At 70.7% G+C, this 17,297-nt stretch carries 17 protein-coding genes and 1 tRNA gene; 10 read left to right on the top strand and 8 right to left on the bottom strand.

Annotation, left to right across the window (positions count from 1 at the left end):
• Positions 1 to 121: 121 nt before the first annotated feature.
• Entirely contained in the window at positions 122 to 1,714 is a 1,593-nt protein-coding gene (locus ASF23_RS05690; RefSeq protein WP_055950433.1) for an alpha-L-fucosidase, read from the bottom strand.
• 235 nt (positions 1,715 to 1,949) lie between these two features.
• On the opposite strand from ASF23_RS05690, the gene ASF23_RS05685 reads away from it, so the two are divergent.
• From ASF23_RS05685 to ASF23_RS05655, 7 genes are all read left to right on the top strand, one after another.
• On the top strand, positions 1,950 to 2,981 hold the full coding sequence (locus ASF23_RS05685; RefSeq protein ID WP_055951502.1) for an aldo/keto reductase: 1,032 nt from the start codon (positions 1,950 to 1,952) through the stop codon (positions 2,979 to 2,981).
• Positions 2,978 to 4,072: a LacI family DNA-binding transcriptional regulator gene (locus ASF23_RS05680; RefSeq protein ID WP_055950430.1), complete on the top strand. Its 1,095-nt coding sequence runs from the start codon at positions 2,978 to 2,980 to the stop codon at positions 4,070 to 4,072. The genes ASF23_RS05685 and ASF23_RS05680 overlap by 4 nt, the downstream gene beginning before the upstream one ends.
• Before the next feature lie 92 nt (positions 4,073 to 4,164).
• Complete coding sequence (locus ASF23_RS05675; RefSeq protein ID WP_055950426.1) at positions 4,165 to 4,581, top strand: RbsD/FucU domain-containing protein; 417 nt, start codon at positions 4,165 to 4,167, stop codon at positions 4,579 to 4,581.
• A 216-nt stretch (positions 4,582 to 4,797) separates the two neighbouring features.
• Complete coding sequence (locus ASF23_RS05670) at positions 4,798 to 5,292, top strand: hypothetical protein (protein ID WP_055950423.1); 495 nt, start codon at positions 4,798 to 4,800, stop codon at positions 5,290 to 5,292.
• Positions 5,289 to 5,588 carry a transcriptional regulator gene (locus ASF23_RS05665; RefSeq protein WP_082473868.1) on the top strand — a complete coding sequence of 100 codons (300 nt, stop codon included), beginning with the start codon at positions 5,289 to 5,291 and terminating at the stop codon, positions 5,586 to 5,588. The genes ASF23_RS05670 and ASF23_RS05665 overlap by 4 nt, the downstream gene beginning before the upstream one ends.
• A gap of 136 nt (positions 5,589 to 5,724) precedes the next feature.
• Positions 5,725 to 6,261 carry a PaaI family thioesterase gene (locus ASF23_RS05660; protein ID WP_082473932.1) on the top strand — a complete coding sequence of 179 codons (537 nt, stop codon included), beginning with the start codon at positions 5,725 to 5,727 and terminating at the stop codon, positions 6,259 to 6,261.
• Between the two features lie 40 nt (positions 6,262 to 6,301).
• Positions 6,302 to 6,373, top strand: a tRNA-Arg gene (locus tag ASF23_RS05655).
• Positions 6,374 to 6,465: 92 nt separating this feature from the next.
• Here ASF23_RS05655 and ASF23_RS05650 read toward each other — a convergent pair.
• Entirely contained in the window at positions 6,466 to 7,113 is a 648-nt protein-coding gene (locus tag ASF23_RS05650) for a TetR/AcrR family transcriptional regulator (protein ID WP_156364275.1), read from the bottom strand.
• Between the two features lie 107 nt (positions 7,114 to 7,220).
• Between ASF23_RS05650 and ASF23_RS05645 the strand changes: the two genes are divergently transcribed.
• Positions 7,221 to 8,396, top strand: coding sequence for an FAD-dependent monooxygenase (locus ASF23_RS05645; protein ID WP_055950413.1), 1,176 nt, complete (start codon positions 7,221 to 7,223; stop codon positions 8,394 to 8,396).
• A 105-nt stretch (positions 8,397 to 8,501) separates the two neighbouring features.
• Here ASF23_RS05645 and ASF23_RS05640 read toward each other — a convergent pair whose 3' ends face one another.
• The gene (locus ASF23_RS05640; RefSeq protein WP_055950410.1) at positions 8,502 to 10,019 is read right to left on the bottom strand and encodes an MFS transporter; all 1,518 of its coding nucleotides are present in this window, start codon (positions 10,017 to 10,019) and stop codon (positions 8,502 to 8,504) included.
• Between the two features lie 411 nt (positions 10,020 to 10,430).
• Positions 10,431 to 11,477 carry a YdcF family protein gene (locus ASF23_RS05635; RefSeq protein ID WP_055950407.1) on the bottom strand — a complete coding sequence of 349 codons (1,047 nt, stop codon included), beginning with the start codon at positions 11,475 to 11,477 and terminating at the stop codon, positions 10,431 to 10,433.
• A gap of 187 nt (positions 11,478 to 11,664) precedes the next feature.
• Between ASF23_RS05635 and ASF23_RS05630 the strand changes: the two genes are divergently transcribed.
• Entirely contained in the window at positions 11,665 to 12,495 is an 831-nt protein-coding gene (locus ASF23_RS05630; protein ID WP_082473867.1) for a phosphotransferase, read from the top strand.
• Between the two features lie 48 nt (positions 12,496 to 12,543).
• Here ASF23_RS05630 and ASF23_RS05625 read toward each other — a convergent pair whose 3' ends face one another.
• From ASF23_RS05625 to ASF23_RS05610, 4 genes are all read right to left on the bottom strand, one after another.
• Positions 12,544 to 13,140, bottom strand: coding sequence for a DUF1349 domain-containing protein (locus ASF23_RS05625; protein ID WP_156364273.1), 597 nt, complete (start codon positions 13,138 to 13,140; stop codon positions 12,544 to 12,546).
• Positions 13,141 to 13,273: 133 nt separating this feature from the next.
• Positions 13,274 to 13,702: a VOC family protein gene (locus ASF23_RS05620; RefSeq protein WP_055950397.1), complete on the bottom strand. Its 429-nt coding sequence runs from the start codon at positions 13,700 to 13,702 to the stop codon at positions 13,274 to 13,276.
• Positions 13,703 to 13,796: 94 nt separating this feature from the next.
• On the bottom strand, positions 13,797 to 15,314 hold the full coding sequence (locus tag ASF23_RS05615; protein WP_082473866.1) for an MATE family efflux transporter: 1,518 nt from the start codon (positions 15,312 to 15,314) through the stop codon (positions 13,797 to 13,799).
• A 159-nt stretch (positions 15,315 to 15,473) separates the two neighbouring features.
• Positions 15,474 to 15,920, bottom strand: coding sequence for a MarR family winged helix-turn-helix transcriptional regulator (locus ASF23_RS05610; protein WP_055950394.1), 447 nt, complete (start codon positions 15,918 to 15,920; stop codon positions 15,474 to 15,476).
• Positions 15,921 to 16,054: 134 nt separating this feature from the next.
• Here ASF23_RS05610 and ASF23_RS05605 point away from each other — a divergent pair, with 134 nt between their 5' ends.
• Complete coding sequence (locus tag ASF23_RS05605) at positions 16,055 to 17,284, top strand: glycoside hydrolase family 76 protein (protein WP_055950392.1); 1,230 nt, start codon at positions 16,055 to 16,057, stop codon at positions 17,282 to 17,284.
• Positions 17,285 to 17,297 lie beyond the last annotated feature (13 nt).

Genomic DNA, 17,297 nt, shown 5'->3' with positions numbered 1-17,297 from the left:
GGTGCGGGCCTGCACCGTCCCTCCAGTCCGGCAGTCCGCGGACGGGAGGCGCAGTGCGGGCTGGCACCGCGCCTCCCGTCCGGTGGGGGGCCGCACCGCGGGCTCGGCCGGGATGGCGGGCTCAGCCGTGCAGGGCGTCGGTCCGCTCGGTCGGCCGCTCGGGCGCGAGCCAGATCTTCACGACGGGCCCCGAGTCGGGGCCGACCTCGCCGTCGATCGTGACCTCGAGCGCCTCCGGGGTCTGGCGCCAGGAGACCGGACCGGAGCCGTCCGCCGGTGTGTCCTCGAACGCGTTGAGGCCTCCGGTGTTCGAGTTCACCGGACCCGTGCCGAGCACCTCGACACTCCGGATCGGCCGCGGCAGGAGACCGCTGCCCGACCCGAACGCCCGGATCCTCGCGACCCCGTCGTCCGGGGTGGCGAGGAGCGTCGCGTAGACGTAGGTGCCGGTGACGTCGTGCCGTGACGTGAAGCGGATGTCCGCCGACGTCCAGGCCGGAGCGGCACCGTCGATGAACGATCCCACCTGCTGCTCGGTCGGTCCCTCGGCCGGGATCGTCCAGGGCTGCGAGCCGTAGATCGCCTCGCCGTTCCGGGTCAGCCACGCGCCGACGCCCTCGAGGATGCGCTGCTCGGGCTCCGGGATCGTGCCGTCGGACTTCGGGCCGACGTTCAGGAGCAGGACACCGTTCTTGGACACCACGTCGACGAGCTCGGCGATGATCTCGGCCACCGTCTTGTAGTCGTGCCCCTCGACGAAGCTCCAGGCGGTCTTGGAGACCGACGTGTCGTTCTGCCAGACCACCGGACGGATCCCCGCGAGGGCACCGCGCTCGACGTCGTAGACCGCTGCGCCGTCCGGGAACGCCTCCCACTTGTAGTTGATGACGACCTCGCGGCCCCACTCCGCCGCCCGGTTGTAGTAGTACGCGGCGAGGGTCTTGAGCGCCTCGGCGAAGGCGGGGTGCTCGATCCACCAGTCGAACCACAGCACCTGCGGCCGGTACTTGTCGATGATCTCGACGGTGCGGAGCAGCCAGTCCTCGAGGTGGCGTTCGTTCGGCGCGGTCTCCTCGCGCTGCGCCGGCCCGTAGAAGTCGATCGTGCGCGGATCGAGGACGTCGGAGTCGAACCGCGTGCCGCCGTTCATGAAGAACCAGTGCTCGGCCCGGTGCGACGAGGCGCCCCGGACCATCCAGGCGTCGTCGACCGCGGCGAGCAGGTCGCCGAACACGTCGCGTTCCGGCCCCATCTTCGTGGCGCTCCAGCGAGACCGGTCGGTGTCGTACATGGCGAAGCCGTCGTGGTGTTCAGCGACCGGCACGACGAACTGCGCGCCCGCTCGGCGGAAGAGGTTCGCCCAGGCCGCGGGGTCGAAGTGCTCCATGGTGAACGACGGGATGAAGTCCTTGTACCCGAACTCCCGGTGCGGGCCGTAGGTCGCGATGTGGTGCTCGTACTCGGGGGTGCCCTCGCGGTACATGTCGCGGGAGTACCACTCGTTCCGGAACGCCGGCACGGAGAAGACGCCCCAGTGCAGGAAGATGCCGAACTTGGCGTCCTCGTACCAGCGCGGCGGCGTGTACCGGCGGAGCGAGTCCCAGGTGGCGTCGAACGGGCCGGCGGTGACGACCGCGGCGACCTCGGCGAGCGCACGGCTGTTGTCCGACACGTCGACGGGGTCCGGGAGGGCGGTGAGGTCGAGCGGGGTCATGACACGTCCTTGGGTCGGGGGAGCGGTTCCGCCGGGTTCGAACGAGCGGTTCGGCCGGGTTCGAACGAGCGGTTCGACCGGGTTCGAATCGGGAACGAAACGTTCCGCTGTACCGAGGACGGTACGAGTGCTGTGCTGCGGAGTCAAGGATGTTGTGCGAGACGGAACGTGCGCTACGGTGGCGAAACGTTCCGTCGCGTCCGCGCCGGCGCGCGAACCGGACTGGAGGGACGCCATGGCTCCGACGGACACGGCCGCGGTCGGCGAGACGGCCGGTCGGCGACTGCGCACAGGACGGGTGATCCCACCGATCGGCCTCGGCACCTTCGGGTCCGACCGGTACGGGCCGGCGCAGGTCGCGGAGGCCGTGCAGGGCGGGATCGACGCGGGGTACCGGCTCATCGACTGCGCGTCCGTGTACGGCAACGAGCCGGCCGTCGGCGCCGCGATCGCCGCGAGCGGTCTGCCCCGCGACGAACTCTTCGTGATGAGCAAGGTGTGGAACGACGCGCACGACCCCGACGACGCGGTGGCCTCCGTGCACCGCTCGATCGCGGACCTCGGGGTCGACCGACTCGACGCCGTGTTCGTGCACTGGCCGTTCCCGAACCACCACCCGCCGCACGCCTCCGTCGAGGACCGGGACGCTGCGGCGCGTCCGTACGACCATGCCGCGTACCTGGCGCTCTGGCGGGCACTCGAGGACCTCGTCGACGCGGGGCTGGTCGACCACCTCGGGACCTCGAACACGACCATCCCGAAGCTGCGGCTGCTCCTCGACGACGCGCGGGTCCCGCCGTCGCTCAACGAGATGGAGCTGCACCCGACGTTCCAGCAGACGGAACTCTTCGACCTCTGCCGAGCGATGGACATCCAGCCGGTCGGGTACTCGCCGCTCGGCTCCCCGTCACGCCCGGACCGTGACCGCGAGGACGACGACCCCGTGGACGTCGAGCACCCGACCGTGCGGCGCATCGCTCGCGACCACGGCGTCCACCCCGCCATCGTCTGCCTCAAGTGGGCCGTCGCGCGGGGGCAGGTCCCGATCCCGTTCTCGGTGAAGCCGGAGCAGTACCGGGCGAACCTCGAGGGGGCGCTCACGGATCCGCTCACGGCAGAGGAGCTCTCGGCGATGGGCGACGTCGACCGCGATGCCCGGCTCATCAAGGGCCAGGTGTTCCTCTGGCGTGGTGCGCACAGCTGGCGCGACCTGTGGGACGAGGACGGCACCATCACGGGCGGCGGGTCCGGGAACCCGGTCGCGTGACGGACCTCGGCCGCTCGGTGGACCCGGGTCGGGCGGCGGCCACGTACAAGGACGTCCAGCGTGAGACCGGGCTGTCCCTCGCAACGATCTCCAAGCACTACAACGGCGGCACGGTGCTCGCGGCGAACAGGATCGCGATCGAGGACGCGGCCCGGCGCCTCGGGTTCCGACCGAACGGGTTCGCACGGAACCTCCGGTCACGGCGGTCCGGCGCGATCGGGGTGCTCCTGCCCGCACTCGACAACGACTTCCACCTGACCGTCATCGCCGGCGTCGAGAGCGCTCTGCGCGAGCACGGCATGAGCGTCATCGTGGCATCGAGCCCGGACGCGGCCGCCGGCGCCGTCGAACTGCTCCGCAGCCGGATGGTCGACGGCATCATCGCCGTTCCGTCCGAGCACGACGTCGAGCCGCTGTCGCGAGCCGCCGAGCAGATCCCCGTCGTGCAGATCGACTGGCGGGCGTCGGGGCTCCGCGTCGACGGCGTGTTCCTCGACAACCAGGCGGCTGGAGCCATGGCGGCCAGGCACCTCCTCGACCACGGGCACGAACACCTCGCGGTGATCGGCGGCGACCCGGCGGTCTCGACGATGCGGGAGCGCGCCGCCGGGTTCCGCGCGGTGCTCGATCGACCGGGGGTGGACGCACCCGAGCCACTCGTGCTCTCCGGGCCGCTCACGGCGGAGCACGGCCATGCGGCGATGCAGCGAATCCTCGTCGCGGATCCCCGACCGACCGCGGTGTTCTGCGCCAACTACGAGCTGACGCTCGGCGCGGTGATCGCCCTGAACGAGTCGGGGCTGATGCTCGGCCGCGACCTCTCGGTGCTCGGGTTCGACGGGCTCGAGCTCGCCCGGGTCACGGTGCCGAAGCTCACCGTGATCACGCAGCCGACCCACGAGCTGGCGGTGCTCGCGGCCGATCGGATCCGCGCGCGGTTGGCGGCCGGCGGTGCGCCCGACGCGAGCCATGACACGGTCGACGTCGCGGTCGCCCCACGACTCGTCGCCGGTGGCTCGGTCGTCCGCCGCACGCCCCGACCGCCCGCACGCCCCGACCGCCCGCATGCCCTGACCGCCCGCATGCCCTGACTGCCCGCATGCCCTGACTGCCCGCATGCCCCGCTCGCCCACATGCCCTGACCGCCCGCACGACCCCGTTCGCCGAACGACAGGAGAGCCCCGTGCTCCGCTACACCCTCACGCACCAGCCGACGATCAGCGCGCTCGCCGGCCTCGGCCACGGTTCGAAGATCCTGCTCGCCGACGGCAACTACCCGTTCCGGACGGCGATGAACCCATCGGCGGAGCTCGTGTACCTCAACTACCGCCCGGGCCTGCTCGACGTCGACCAGGTGCTCGAGACGCTCCTGGAGGCCGTGCCGGTGGAGTCCGCGACCGTGATGGAGGCCGACGAGCACGTCGCAGCACACGACGGCTACCGATCCGCGCTCGGTGCGGACGTGCAGTTCACCTCGCTCGAGCGGTTCGCCTTCTACGACGCCGTCCGCGGCCCCGAGCTCGGACTCGTCATCGCGACGGGCGACCAGCGCTCGCACGCCAACCTGCTCCTCGAGGTGGGGTTCCAGCCCACGCTGTGAGCCACCGACCCCGTGGTGCGTGACACCACGATCGACGCGTGACACCACGATCGGCGCGTGACACCACGGGTCGCGGGTGGTGTGATGCGACGAGGGTGGTGTCACCCCGGGCCATGACCCAGCAAGCCCGGCACGGAACACCCTCTGCGCACGCACAGAGCCGGCCCAGGGATCAGCAGTTGACTTTCCATAGCGGAAACACTTAGTGTTGCCGACATGGAAAGCCTATCGAACGACCAGTCCGAGCAGTACCCCGACGCCGTCGCCGCACGCCGCGTGATGCAGGACGCGCAGGGTCGCATGGCCTCCCGCGTCCGGTCGGCGTGGTGGGTGCACGGACTCCGTGCCCTCCTGATCGGCATCACCGTCTTCGGCATCGCCGGGCGTCCGGAGGGTGCCGCCTGGCTCGTCCCCGCCGGTGTCCTGGGCCTCGCGGTGATCGGCCGCTGGCGCACCAGCTCCGTCGGGTTCAGCCGCGCGAACCCGGAGCGGTGGGCCTTCCTCCGCCTCGGTGCGCCGTGGTCCGTGGTGGTCCTCGCGGTGGTCGTGGTCGCGATGGCGTTCCTCATCGTCGAACACCACCTGCCGCTCTGGCAGGTCGCCGTCGTCGCGCTCGTGTCGGCTGCCGTGACGGCCGTCTGCTCACCGCTCGCCGACCGTGCCGCACGACGGCGCGTGGAGCGGGACCTCGTCGGCGGTCTCGACCGGTGACGAGCGTCGAGCCGGTGTTCGACGCGGTCGTGCACGCGCCCCAGCGCCTGCAGATCTGCGCGATGCTCTCCCGCGGCGGCGAGGTCGAGTTCGCCGTGCTCCGTGACGGCCTCGACGTGTCGGACGCCACCCTCAGCAAGCACCTGAAGACCCTGACCGAGGCCGAGTACGTCGTGCTCCGACGGGTGCAACGCGCGCGGGGACAGGCGCGGACGTGGGTGTCGCTCACCGACGCCGGGTCGAGGGCCCTCCGAGGACACTTCGCGTTCCTGCAGGGGCTGCTCGCGCCGGAGTGACCCGGAGAGGCTCCGGCATCCGCACCGGGCGTCACCGCGGGAGTGCACAACGCCACCGCCCGGGGCGGCGACCCGGCTTGTGGGACCTGCACAGTCCCTCCAGGCCGAGCGCCGCGGCCGCGGCAGCATGGCGGACATGACCACTGACGCCACCACCGCCCGCAGCCGCCTCGTCGAGTGGGAGGACCCGGCCATCGGGGCGACTCGCGCGATGTCGATGGCGGGCCTCGACTTCCTGCGGGCGATGATCGACGGGACGGTCCCGTCGCCGCCCATCGTCGCCCTGATGGACATGACCCTCGTGCGCGCCGAGGAGGGCGAGGTCGAGTTCTCCTGCGAGCCGGGGGAGTCGCACTACAACCCGATCGGCGCCGTGCACGGCGGGTTCGCATGCACCGTGCTCGACTCCGCAGCCGGCTGCGCCGTGCAGTCGACCCTGCCGAAGGGGCTCGGGTACACCTCGCTCGAGATCAAGGTGAGCTACCTGCGCGCGGTCACGGCCGCTTCCGGCACCCTGTCCGCGGTCGGGCGGGTGACGAAGCCCGGCAAGCGGGTCGCGTTCGCCGAGGCTGAGCTCCGCGATGCGGACGGGAGGGTCGTGGCGACCGCGTCCAGCACCCTCCTGGTCTTCCCGGTGGTGGATCCCGCTGCGGAGGGGGCCGGCGCCGCGTGACGGCGGGACGGCGGTTCCGTTCGGTAGAGTGGTCGGGCCGGCCTCTGTAGCTCAATGGAAGAGCAGTTCCGTCCTAAGGAAAGGGTTGGGGGTTCGAGTCCCTCCAGGGGCACTTCCGGTGGTTCGCCCAGTTCCGTCCTCAGGAAAGGGTTGGGGGTTCGAGTCCCTCCAGGGGCACTTCCGGTGGTTCGCCCAGTTCCGACGTCAGGCTGAGCCGGCGAACCGCGCGGTCGTGGATCGGAACGCCTCCGCAGCATCCGTGAGCGCGATGTCTGCATCGACGTGGAGACCTCGGGCGACCACCGCGAGGTCCGCGCCGGACAGGATCGCTGCCCCGATCCGATCGGTCACCGCCTGCATGACGGTCGTCAGGGCGCTGGCATGTGCGCGGGCAACGAGGGGCGGCACACTCGGATCCGTCTGACCGATCGCCGACGCGATCGCTCCGGCCTGGTCGTGGCGGAACTCCAGCGCGTAGCGGCGGAGCGATTCGCTGGCCACGGACTGCGCGGGGAACTCGCCGCGCGCGAAGACGGCGTCGCGAGCGGCGAAGTGGTCGATGTCGGCGTGCACCTGCGTGCGTAGGGCCTCGGCCGGGGTCGTGTCCGGTGCCCGTTCGAGGACGGCGCGGCGCGATCGTTCGAGCATGTCGTCAGCGCGGTCCAGGACGAGGTTCGGCTTGGTCGGGAAGTAGTTGTAGACGGTCTGGTCCGCGACGCCGGCGACCCGTGCGACGTCCGACATCGCAACCGCGTCGTACCCACGATCCATGAAGAGCTGCGCCGCGACGTCGGTCAGCCGCTGGCGCATCTCGAGCTTCTTGCGCTCACGACGGCCCATGTCTCCTGTCACCGCATCATCATCGCACAATCATGGTGTCACTCTAAAATCGGTGCTACGCTCGAAAAAGTAGAGTCACTCCAAGAACATCTTGGCGGTTCGCCAGGGAGGAACACATCATGAACACGCAGACCACAGAGCAGCCCGGCCGGGTCCTGATCTCGGGGGCGAGTTTCGCGGGGATGACGACGGCGATCTGGATGCGTCGCCTCGGGTACGAGGTCACCATCGTGGAGCAGGCACCGGGACTCCGCCGGGGCGGAACGCCGGTCGACCTCCGGCGGGACGCGATGGACATCTTCGAGCGGATGGACATCCTCCCGGCCGTCCGCGCGAAGGCGCTGCCACCACGGACGACCCTCATCGCCGACCTCGACGGCACCCCCATCGTCACCGCCGATCCGGACGAGCCCGACACGGTGGACGCCTCGGACCGGAGCATCGTCATCGACGAGTACGAGATCCACCGCTTCGACGACGTCGAGGTCCACCGCGATGACCTCCTCGACATCCTCCACGCCGAGATCCGGGACCACGTCGAGGTGGTGTTCGGGGATTCGATCACCGCACTCGCCGAGACGGCGGACGGTGTGCGGGTGTCGTTCCGCAACGGCCCGGAGCGGGACTTCGCGATGGTGCTCGGCTGCGACGGCAACCACTCCACCGTGCGGCGCCTCTGGTTCGGTCCGGAATCGGACCACAGCCACTTCCTGCACCACTACACGTCCGTCACCGTGGTCGACGACATGTTCATCCAACCGTGGACGTCCCGGATCCAGAACGCGCCGGGCCGCACGCTGCTGCTGAACTCGTACGCGACCACCACCGACGTGGTGTTCATGTTCCACTCCGACGATGAGATCCCCTACGACCACCACGACATCGAGCAGCAGAAGCAGATCATCCGCGACAAGTTCGCCGACGCCGGCGAGCCGTTCTCGGGCGTCCTCGACCAGGCCCTGGACGCCGACAACTTCTACTTCGACAAGCTCAGCCAGAACCGCCTGCCCGCGTGGGGATCTGGTCGGGTCGCACTCGTCGGTGACGCCGCGTACTGCCCCTCACCTGCTGCCGGCATGGGTGGGTCCGTCGCGATCCTCGGCGCGACGGCCCTGTACGACGCGTTCGTCACGGCCGGCGGCGACATGGTGGGTGCCTTCGCGGAGTACGAGCGCAGCTTCCGCCCCACGGTGGAGAAGATCCAGTCCGAGACCGTCGAGTTCGGGTTGCCGATGATCTCTCCGGACACCGACGAGGAGATCGCAGCCCGGAACGCGCAACTCCTCGCCATGTGACATCGACGGAGTGTGATGGGCGCGGGCCGCTCGTCCGCGGCGACAGCACGCATCTCGGCCGGAGTCGCGCCCGCCGGCCGATCACCGTCGCGACCACGCGGGCGCTCACGCCCTCGTGGTTCCGGCGGCTGCGGTCTCGGCCTGCGTCTCCATCGCGACGAACGGCAGTTCGCTGGTGTCCAGGTGCGGGTTGGTGTCCTGTGTCCGGACGAGCTCGCGGGCCTCGTCGGCGGTCTCGACCGCGGGCATCGACCCGGGCAGCGGACGTCGCGACGACTCCTTCATCCAGAGCACGCCCACCGCTCCGAGCACGCTCGTGGCCATGAGGAAGTACGCCGGGGCGAGGTCGTCACCCGTGGCCTGCAGCAGCGCCTGCACGATCAGCGGTGTCGTGCCGCCGAAGACCGCGATCGCTAAGTTGTACGCGAACCCCATGCCGCCGTACCGCGTCGAGGTCGGGAACAGCGCGGGCAACGACGCCGCCTGGTTCGACACCCACAGCGCCGTCATGAGTGCGAGCAACGCGAGGCCGAGGAGTGTCGACCACTGGGCGCCGTGCCCGATGAGCAGGAATGCCGGGATGACGAGCACGACCGTCGTCGCGGCGCCGATCCACATGACGACGCGGCGTCCGATGCGGTCGGAGAGGCGACCGGTGAGGGGCAGCAGGACCGCCAGGAGGACCAGCACGGGGATCGTCAGCAGCGTCCCGTTGATCGCGGAGTACCCGAGCGCGTCCGTCAGGTACGTCGGCATGTACGACGTCAGTGCGTAGCCGACGGTGTTCGACGCCGCGACGAGCATCACGGCGATCACGATGGGGCGCCAGTACTGCCGGACCATCGCCCACACGGAGGTCGGTCGTCCCTCGGCGTCGGCTCGTCGCCCGGTCGCGGCCTCCTGCGCTGCCTGGGTGGCCTGGAAGGCGGGGGACTCCTCGATGCGCAGTCGGAACCAGATCGCGACGACGCCGATCAGTCCGGCGAGGAGGAACGGCAGGCGCCATGCCCACGCGGTCACCGTGTCCTGCCCGAGCGTCAGCTGCAGGACCGTCACGACAGCGGCGCCCAGTGCGAAGCCGAGGTAGCTGCCCATGTCGAGGATGCTCGCGAAGAACCCGCGGCGGCGGTCCGGTGCGTACTCGGTCACGAACGTGGTCGCACCGGCGTACTCACCGCCGGTCGAGAACCCCTGCAGCAGCTTGAGGACGACGAGCAGCACCGGGGCCGTCGCGCCGATGAGGGCGTAGTCCGGCAGTGCGCCGATGAGCATCGTCGACGCCGCCATCATGATCAGTGTCGTCGCCAGCACGCGCTGCCGACCGATGCGGTCACCGAGGCGACCGAACACGATGCCGCCGAGCGGTCGTGCGATGTAGGTGGCGGCGAAGACGCCGAGGCTGAAGAGGATCTGCACCGACGGTTCAGCGGTCGGCAGGAACACCCGACCCATGGTCACGGCGAGGTAGCCGTAGACGCCGACGTCGTACCACTCCATCGTGTTGCCGACCACCATCCCGCCGACGGCCCTGCGCATCATGCCCTTGTCGACGACGGTGATGTCGCTCTCGCGGAGTCGACGTGCTGGCCGTCGACGCTCGGTACTGCTGGGATCGGACCCCATTGATCGCTCCTCGCATGGTCCGGCCGGCGGGTTCCGGCACGCGGACACAGCCACCGACGGTAGCGAGATGGGCGACGGATGTCGCCTCGCGACAGCTCCGGAACGGCGGATCCTGCTCGTTCCGAACCGGACGCATCAGCAGCCCTGAGCGGATCGGGCATGCCAGGTCACAGCCTCGTAACTCTCGGTGTATGACGGCCGATCGGGGCGGATCAGGAGACCGACAGTCCGGTCCGCCGACCGGAGTCGCCGAGGCGACCGCATCCGGACTGGAGGCACGGTGCGGGGCCGACCCGTCCCTCCAGTCCGGCAGCTGGTCGCGTGCATTCTCGGCAAGCCGCACGCATCACGCTCGTCGGATGCGCCGCGGGCGCGTGCCACCTGGTGCGATGGCGGGCGTCCGCGCACACGTCAGCGGTACTGGTAGGTCTCCCAGAGCAGGAACCCCGCGAGCACGACGAACGGCAGGCACGCCAGCAGGTTGAACCAGCGGTGTTCGACGACGACCGCGGCGAACTCGCGGATGAACGCGCTCGGGACGTAGTACCGGGCCGTCGGCGACCCGATCACCTGCGCGTCGGCACCGACCTTGCGCGCCAGTGTCGCCGCGCGGAGGACGTGGTAGTTGTTCGTGACGACCGTGACGCTCCCGGCCCGACCTGCGGCCGCCTGCACCGCGAGCGACAGCCGGAGGTTCTCGGCGGTGTTCCGCGACTCGGTCTCGGGCAGCACGTCGGCCGGGTCAGCGCCGACGGAGACCAGGTACTCCGCCATCGCCGCACCCTCCGATCGGGGCTCGTCGTCTCCCTGTCCGCCTGACGGGATCAGGACGGGGGATCGGCCGGCGTCCTTCTCGGAGCGGTACACCGTCATCGCGCGGTCCAGGCGACTCCGGAGCAGCGGCGGGACCTCGCCCCGGACCAACCCGGAGCCGAGCACCACGATGGCGTCGGGGGCCTTCCGGTGTCGCATCCGCCCGTAGACGATCGAGTAGAAGCCGAACGCGACGAACGCGAACGCGAAGTAGGTCGACACGAACACGATGACCACGGCGACCGCGGAACCGAGGGCGGTCAGGAACCCCGCGCGCTCGGAGGTGTTCACCAGGATGAGCGTCGCTGCGAGCGCCGGCAGGACCAACACCAGCACGCCGAGGACGAGCGAGAGGAGGTTCCCGAGGCTCCGACCCTCCAGCCGGAGCATCGTGACGCCGTTGCCGATCAGGGCGATGCCGAGCACGAGGATCACCAGTGGCACGAGGAGCAGCAGGCCGGACACCACGACGCCGACCCCCGGGAGCAGGGCGGCGAGCACGGTGAGGACTCCGAGCATCGCCAGGAGCACCGCCGCAGTGAGGAACACCCCGTTGCGGAGCATCCGACGGTCCCGGTGTCGGGCGAGCAGGTACAGGGCCGCGAACACCGCTGCGAGGACGAGCATCGCGATGCCGACGAACATGGGACTCCAACGGTGTCGAGCGGGCTGGGCGCCCAGGGTTGCCAGGGTATCCCCGGACGCCGCACCGGACCGGACGCCCGCCGGACCGGACCGCCATGGGACTGGAGGCGCGGGGCGGCGCCGTCCCGCGCCTCCAGTCCGTCAGGTGGTCGCGCGCCCAGCGCATGCGAGCCCCTAACCTTGCGTCATGCTCGGAGCGACGAAGCCTGCTGACGAGGTCCTCGCTGCGTTCGGCATCGGAGCGGTCCGAGCGGTTGGTACGGCCGGACCAGTCCGTGGCGTCGAGCCGGAACGGCTCGCAGGTGGTCGGGGCCTCACCTGGCGGGTCGGCGATGTGGTCCTCCGCCCGCTCGGCGACGTCGAGGAGTCGATCTGGAAGGCTCAGGCCCTCGCCGACATCCGCCCCGACCCCGGGTTCCGGACCGCGCGACCCGTCGCCACCGTCGAGGGAGGGTGGGTCCACGGCGGCTGGGAGGCCTGGGAACGGCTGTCCGGCTCGGCCGACGAGACGCGGGTCGAGGACGTCATCGCAGCGGGTGTGGCGTTCCACGCGGCCGTTGCCGGACTCGAGCGGCCCGAGTTCATCGCCACGTCGGACGATCCGTGGAGCCGCGCGGACCGGATGGCGTGGGAGGAGGACGTCCTCCCGCGGGACCGCTTGCTCGATCGTCTGGCGGCGGAGTTCGCGCCGGTGTCGTCGCCCTCGCAGGTGATCCACGGCGACCTGCTCGGCAACGTGTTGTTCGCGCCGGGGGAGCCTCCCGCGGTCATCGACTGGGCGCCCTACTGGCGACCGGCGGCGTTCGGGGCGGCGATCGCGGCGGTCGACGCGGTGTGCTGGCACGGGCATCCCGCGGACGGCCTCGCGGCGCTCGGCACCGGGCTCGCGGAGTGGCGACAGCTCGTCGTCCGCGCGATGGCCTTCCGGATGGCGACCCTGCACCTGCTCGACGCGTGGTCCGAGGAGATGGCCGCGCGGCACGAGCCGGTCATCGACGCGATCGTCCGGTGGCGATGACGGCAGGGCGGCCCGGAGCCTGGCCGACCGTCCGGCGGCTCCGCGAGGTCAGGCGTCGCCGTCGTCCGGGTGGAGAGAAGCGTCCGCCGTCGTCTGCCGCCACGCAGTGAAGTGCACCGTCAGGTCCGCGCGGGACGGCGCGCAGCAGAAGGGTCCGGCTCCGACGACGGCATCGACCGGCAGCGGAGCCACCCGCACGAGGCGCCACGGTTCGGCGTCGACGCGGGCCCGGACCGTCAGGGCGTCACCCGAGCGGCTGGCGCGGACGGTGACCTCGCGGCCGGCCCAGTCCGGGACCGGTGACAGCGACCAGTCGGACTCCCCGCGGGTGACCACGGCGCCGAGGCTCTGCTCGCCGTCGCTCAGCTCCACCCCGGCCTTGACCCAGGTGGACTCGTCGACCCGGACGAACACACCGGCCTGGTCGAACTGCGCCGTGAAGTCGAGACGGAACGAGACCTCGACCGCGGTGCCCTGCGGGAGGTCGTTCAGCAGCGCGTGCTCGGTGTCGTGGACGAAGCCGTAGGACGTCGTGCGCCACGCGTCGCTGCCCTCGCGCGCCGTGACGTGCATGCCCTCGTCGGCGACCTGCACTGCCTTCGGCTCGTTCGTCCACTGCCCGGAGTCCCACGCGATGTCGGTCACGGACCCCACCTTGCCAGACCGACCGATGGGAGGGCCGGCTCACCAGGGTGACGGAACGACGGACTGGAGGGACGGGGCGGCCTGGCACCGTCCCTCCAGTCCGCACCGTGGCCGGCATCGCACCGGCCGCCGGTCAGCCTGCGGTGGGTGTGAAGAGCTCGAGCGCGATGCCGTCGGGGTCGCGGAACTCGAGGATGAGACCGGAGCCGATGTCCTTGACGCCCTCGTGCGCGATGCCGAGGCCGTCGAGCAGCGTCGCCGCGGCGTCGAGGTCGTCACGCGAGGGGACGGCGAAGCTCACGTGGTCGAGACCGACGCGGTCCGGGTCGAACTCGTCGCCGGCCGGGGCGACGGGCCGCACGCCGAACACGCCGCCGTGGAACTGGTAGACCACGCCGCCGAAGACCCACCACATGGCGTCCTTGGTCGCCTGGTCCGCGTCCTCCGGCGGAGCCTCCGCGAGGACCTCGAAGCCGAAGACGTCGTCGTAGAACTTCCGTGAGCGGGCGATGTCGGTGACGGTGATGCGGACGTGGGCGTAGTCGATGGCGGGGATGGCCATGGGGTTCCTCTCCTCGGGGGATGGGGCGTCGATGCGTGACGGTACTCGGGACGCCTGCAGACCCGGACACGGCGTCCGGGTCTGCTCGCCCGTGTCAGGCCTCCGCGCCCTCGAGGACCTCCTCGGCGCGCTCCGGGCTGCCCTCGGCGAGCCCCCGCGCGATGCCGCCACGAGCGGCGAGCCACATCACGATCCCCGCGACGAGCACGAGCCCCTCGCTGACCGTGAGCGCCCAGATGAGGCCGTCGAGCCCGAACCAGAGGTTCGCGAGGATGACGATCGGGATGAACACCACGCCCTGGGTCATCGACATGATCGTCGCCGGGAGCGCCCTGCCGGCCGCCTGGAACATCGACGTGATGAGTCCCGTGAACCCGTTGCACACCATCGAGACGAGCTGGGCCGTGATGATCGTCGCACCGAGCGCCAGGAGCGACCGGTCTGACACGAACGCGGAGAACACCTGGTCGCGGAACACGAAGACGATCGTCGAGAAGACCAGCGCGATCCCGCCCACGGTCAGCGCCGACCCGCGGAGCGACGCGGACAGTCGCGCCGCGTCACCCTTGCCGAACGAGTACGCCAGGAGCGGCAGGACGCCGAGCGTCACGCCCATGATGAGGAACTCCGGCACCTGTGCGATGCGGACGGCGACGCCCATCGCGGCGAGCGGACCGTCGCCGTACCCGGCGGCCATGTTGTTGAGGACGAGGGACGTGACGATCAGGAACCCGGCCTGCAGCAGCTCCCCGACCCCGATGCCGAAGACGGGCTTCATGACGGCGGGGGAGAGCGTGAACCACTTCGGGGCGAGGCTGACGTGCTCGCTGTGCCGGGTCAGCCAGGTGACGAAGTACACGATCGTCAGGGCGTTCGCGAGGCCGACGGACAGCGCGGCGCCGGCCACGCCCCAGTGCAGCACGAGGATGAACAGCACGTCGAACACGAGGTTCGCGACCGTCGAGCCGATGAGTCCGATCATCACCTGGCGGGCGGCACCCTCGGCGCGGACGAGCTGCTCCAGGCAGAACGACGCGGCGAGCACGGGCACGAACGCGAGCATGACCCCGACGAAGGCGCTCGTGTCGGGGACGGTCGCACCGTGCGCGCCGAGCACGGTGACGAGCGGCCGGAGGAGCAGCAGTCCGACCACGCCGAGGGCGGCCCCGACGATCCCGGCGCCCCACACCGAGAACGACGCGACGTGCTTGATGTCGGCCGCCTTCGCGGGGTCGTGCTCCGAGGCGCCGAGCAACCGCGAGATGAGCGCGCTGCCGCCGGTGCCGAAGACACCACCGACGGCCATCACCAGCCCGAGGATCGGGGACCCGAGCGTGACGGCGGCGAGCAGGGTCGCGTCGTGGAGGGAGCCGATGACGCCCGCGTTGATGACGTTGTAGAGCGCGCTGACGATGAGCGCCGCTGCCATCGGCACGCAGAGGTGCACGAGGGCGCGGGGGATCGGGGCGGTGGCGAGGTACCAGCGGTTGCTGCCGACGGTCGCGGCGGCGTCCGGGGTCGGGCCCGGGGTGGCGGGGGTGTGGGCGTCGGCGGTGGGCGTGTCGGCGGTGTCGGTGGTGGGGGTGTCGGTGGTGGGGTTCGAGGTGCTCATGGAGTGCTCCTTCGGGGATGGTGCGCCCGCGCGCGGGGCGCGTTCGGGCATGACTGAGGGAGCGCCGACGGACGGCGCGTGGTGGGGGACGCCCTGACGGGCGCGTGGGGTGCGGAGTCGGCCGGGAGGGGCGGTGCCGGTCGGCCGGTCGGCCGCCGGTCAGCTCCGGGTCGGCTGCGGCAGGACCGCGGTGATCTTGGTCAGCAGCGCGTGCAGGGTCGCCCGCTCGTGCTGGTCGAGCGGCGCGAGGATCGTCTCCTCGGTGTCGCGCATGGCGGTGTCGAACCCGGCGATCAGGTCGGTTCCGGCGGGGGTGGCGTGGACGCGCTTGCTGCGTTCGTTGTCCGGGTCGGCGCGTCGTTCGACCAGCCCGCGACGCTCGAGCCCCTGCAGGAGACTCGAGACGCTCGCCGGTGTGGTGTGGGAGATCTCCGCGATGTCTCGCTGGATCGCGCCGGGGGCCTTGACGAGGTACCCGAGGACGAAGCTCTGCTGGTGGCTGAGGTCGCGCTCCCGGATCCACTCGAGCCCGGCCTGCTGCTGCGCCCACCCGATCCACCGGAGGAGGTCGAGGTTGGTCGTCAGCGAGGGACCCGGTTCGTTCATGATCAGAACTCTAACCGTTAGAACTCAAACAGTCAACACACGAACCGTCGAACATGGGTTGCTCGTCCGGAGGGGCTGGCGGAGGTCGGTCCTTCCGGTTATGGTATCGATACCAAACGGAAGCAGGATGTGCAATGACGCCCACGCGCTACTCCACGACCACCGCGTTCACACGCGTCGCGACGGTCGCCACCGTCGCGGCCCTCGCCATCGGCGGCAGCATCGTCGCCGGGACGGGGACCCCCGCTCATGCCGCCACCTCGCCGGACGGCGTCTGGCAGTCCCGTGCGAGCAGCACCTACGACGCCATGCAGGACAGCCTGTACACCGGCGCCGCGGGGCACGGGCTGTACCGCGAGAACACCGACACGAGCACCGGGAACCCGTACTCGTACCTCTGGGAGTACCGCGAGGCGACGCAGGCGGCGCTCGACCTGCAGGGGCTGCCCGGAGCGGGCGCCGCGTACACGAACTCCGCAGCGGCTCGGGTCAGCGGGTTCCAGAACTACTACGCCGTCCTCCCGGGCGGCCGACCCGGCTACGAGTCCTACTTGCCGGCACCGCTCGGCACGGGTGGCGACGTGTACTACGACGACAACGACGTGGTCGGGCTCTCGAACATCAGCGAGTACCGCGCGACCGGGAACGCCTCGTACCTGGACGCCGCGCGGACGGCGTTCGACATCGCCTCGCGCGGATGGAACACCGACACGACGCTCACCTGCCCCGGCGGGCTCGACTGGATCGACCGGCCGGACAACACCGTCAGGGCCGCGAACGTGACCGGGCTCGGGGCCCAGCTCGCAGCGCACCTGTACGAGGAGACGAAGGACCCGTCGTACCTGCGGTGGAGCACGAAGCTGTACGACTGGAACAACCGGTGCCTGCGCCAGTCCGCGGGTCTCTACCAGAACAGTCGGAACGACGACGGGACCGTCGACACGACGCTCTGGACCTACAACTCGGGCGCCATGATCGGGACTGCGACGATCCTGTACCGCGCGACCCAGGACCCGAAGTACCTCCAGCAGGCGCGGGCGGCGGCGAGAGGTTCGCTGGCGTACTGGACCACGGACAACCGTCTGCAGCAGCAGCCGGCCGTGTTCAACGCGTTCTACTTCAAGGACCTCCTGCTGCTCGACTCGGTGCAGCACGACCCGGCCTACCGCGCGGCGGCCGAGGCCTGGGCGAACGCGACGTGGCGGGACAACCGTGACCCCGCGACCGGGCTCTTCCACTTCCAGCCGAGCGGCGGGGGCGACGTCGATCTGACCCGTCCGGCCGCCACACTGGACCAGGCGGCGATGATCCAGGTCTTCGCGGCACTCGGGTGGTCGAGCGACCGTCTCGGGGACATCAGCTGAGTGGAGGACGTGT

Source organism: Curtobacterium sp. Leaf261 (assembly GCF_001422205.1).
Classification (GTDB): domain Bacteria; phylum Actinomycetota; class Actinomycetes; order Actinomycetales; family Microbacteriaceae; genus Curtobacterium.
This window is presented reverse-complemented; position numbering and strand designations above follow the sequence as displayed.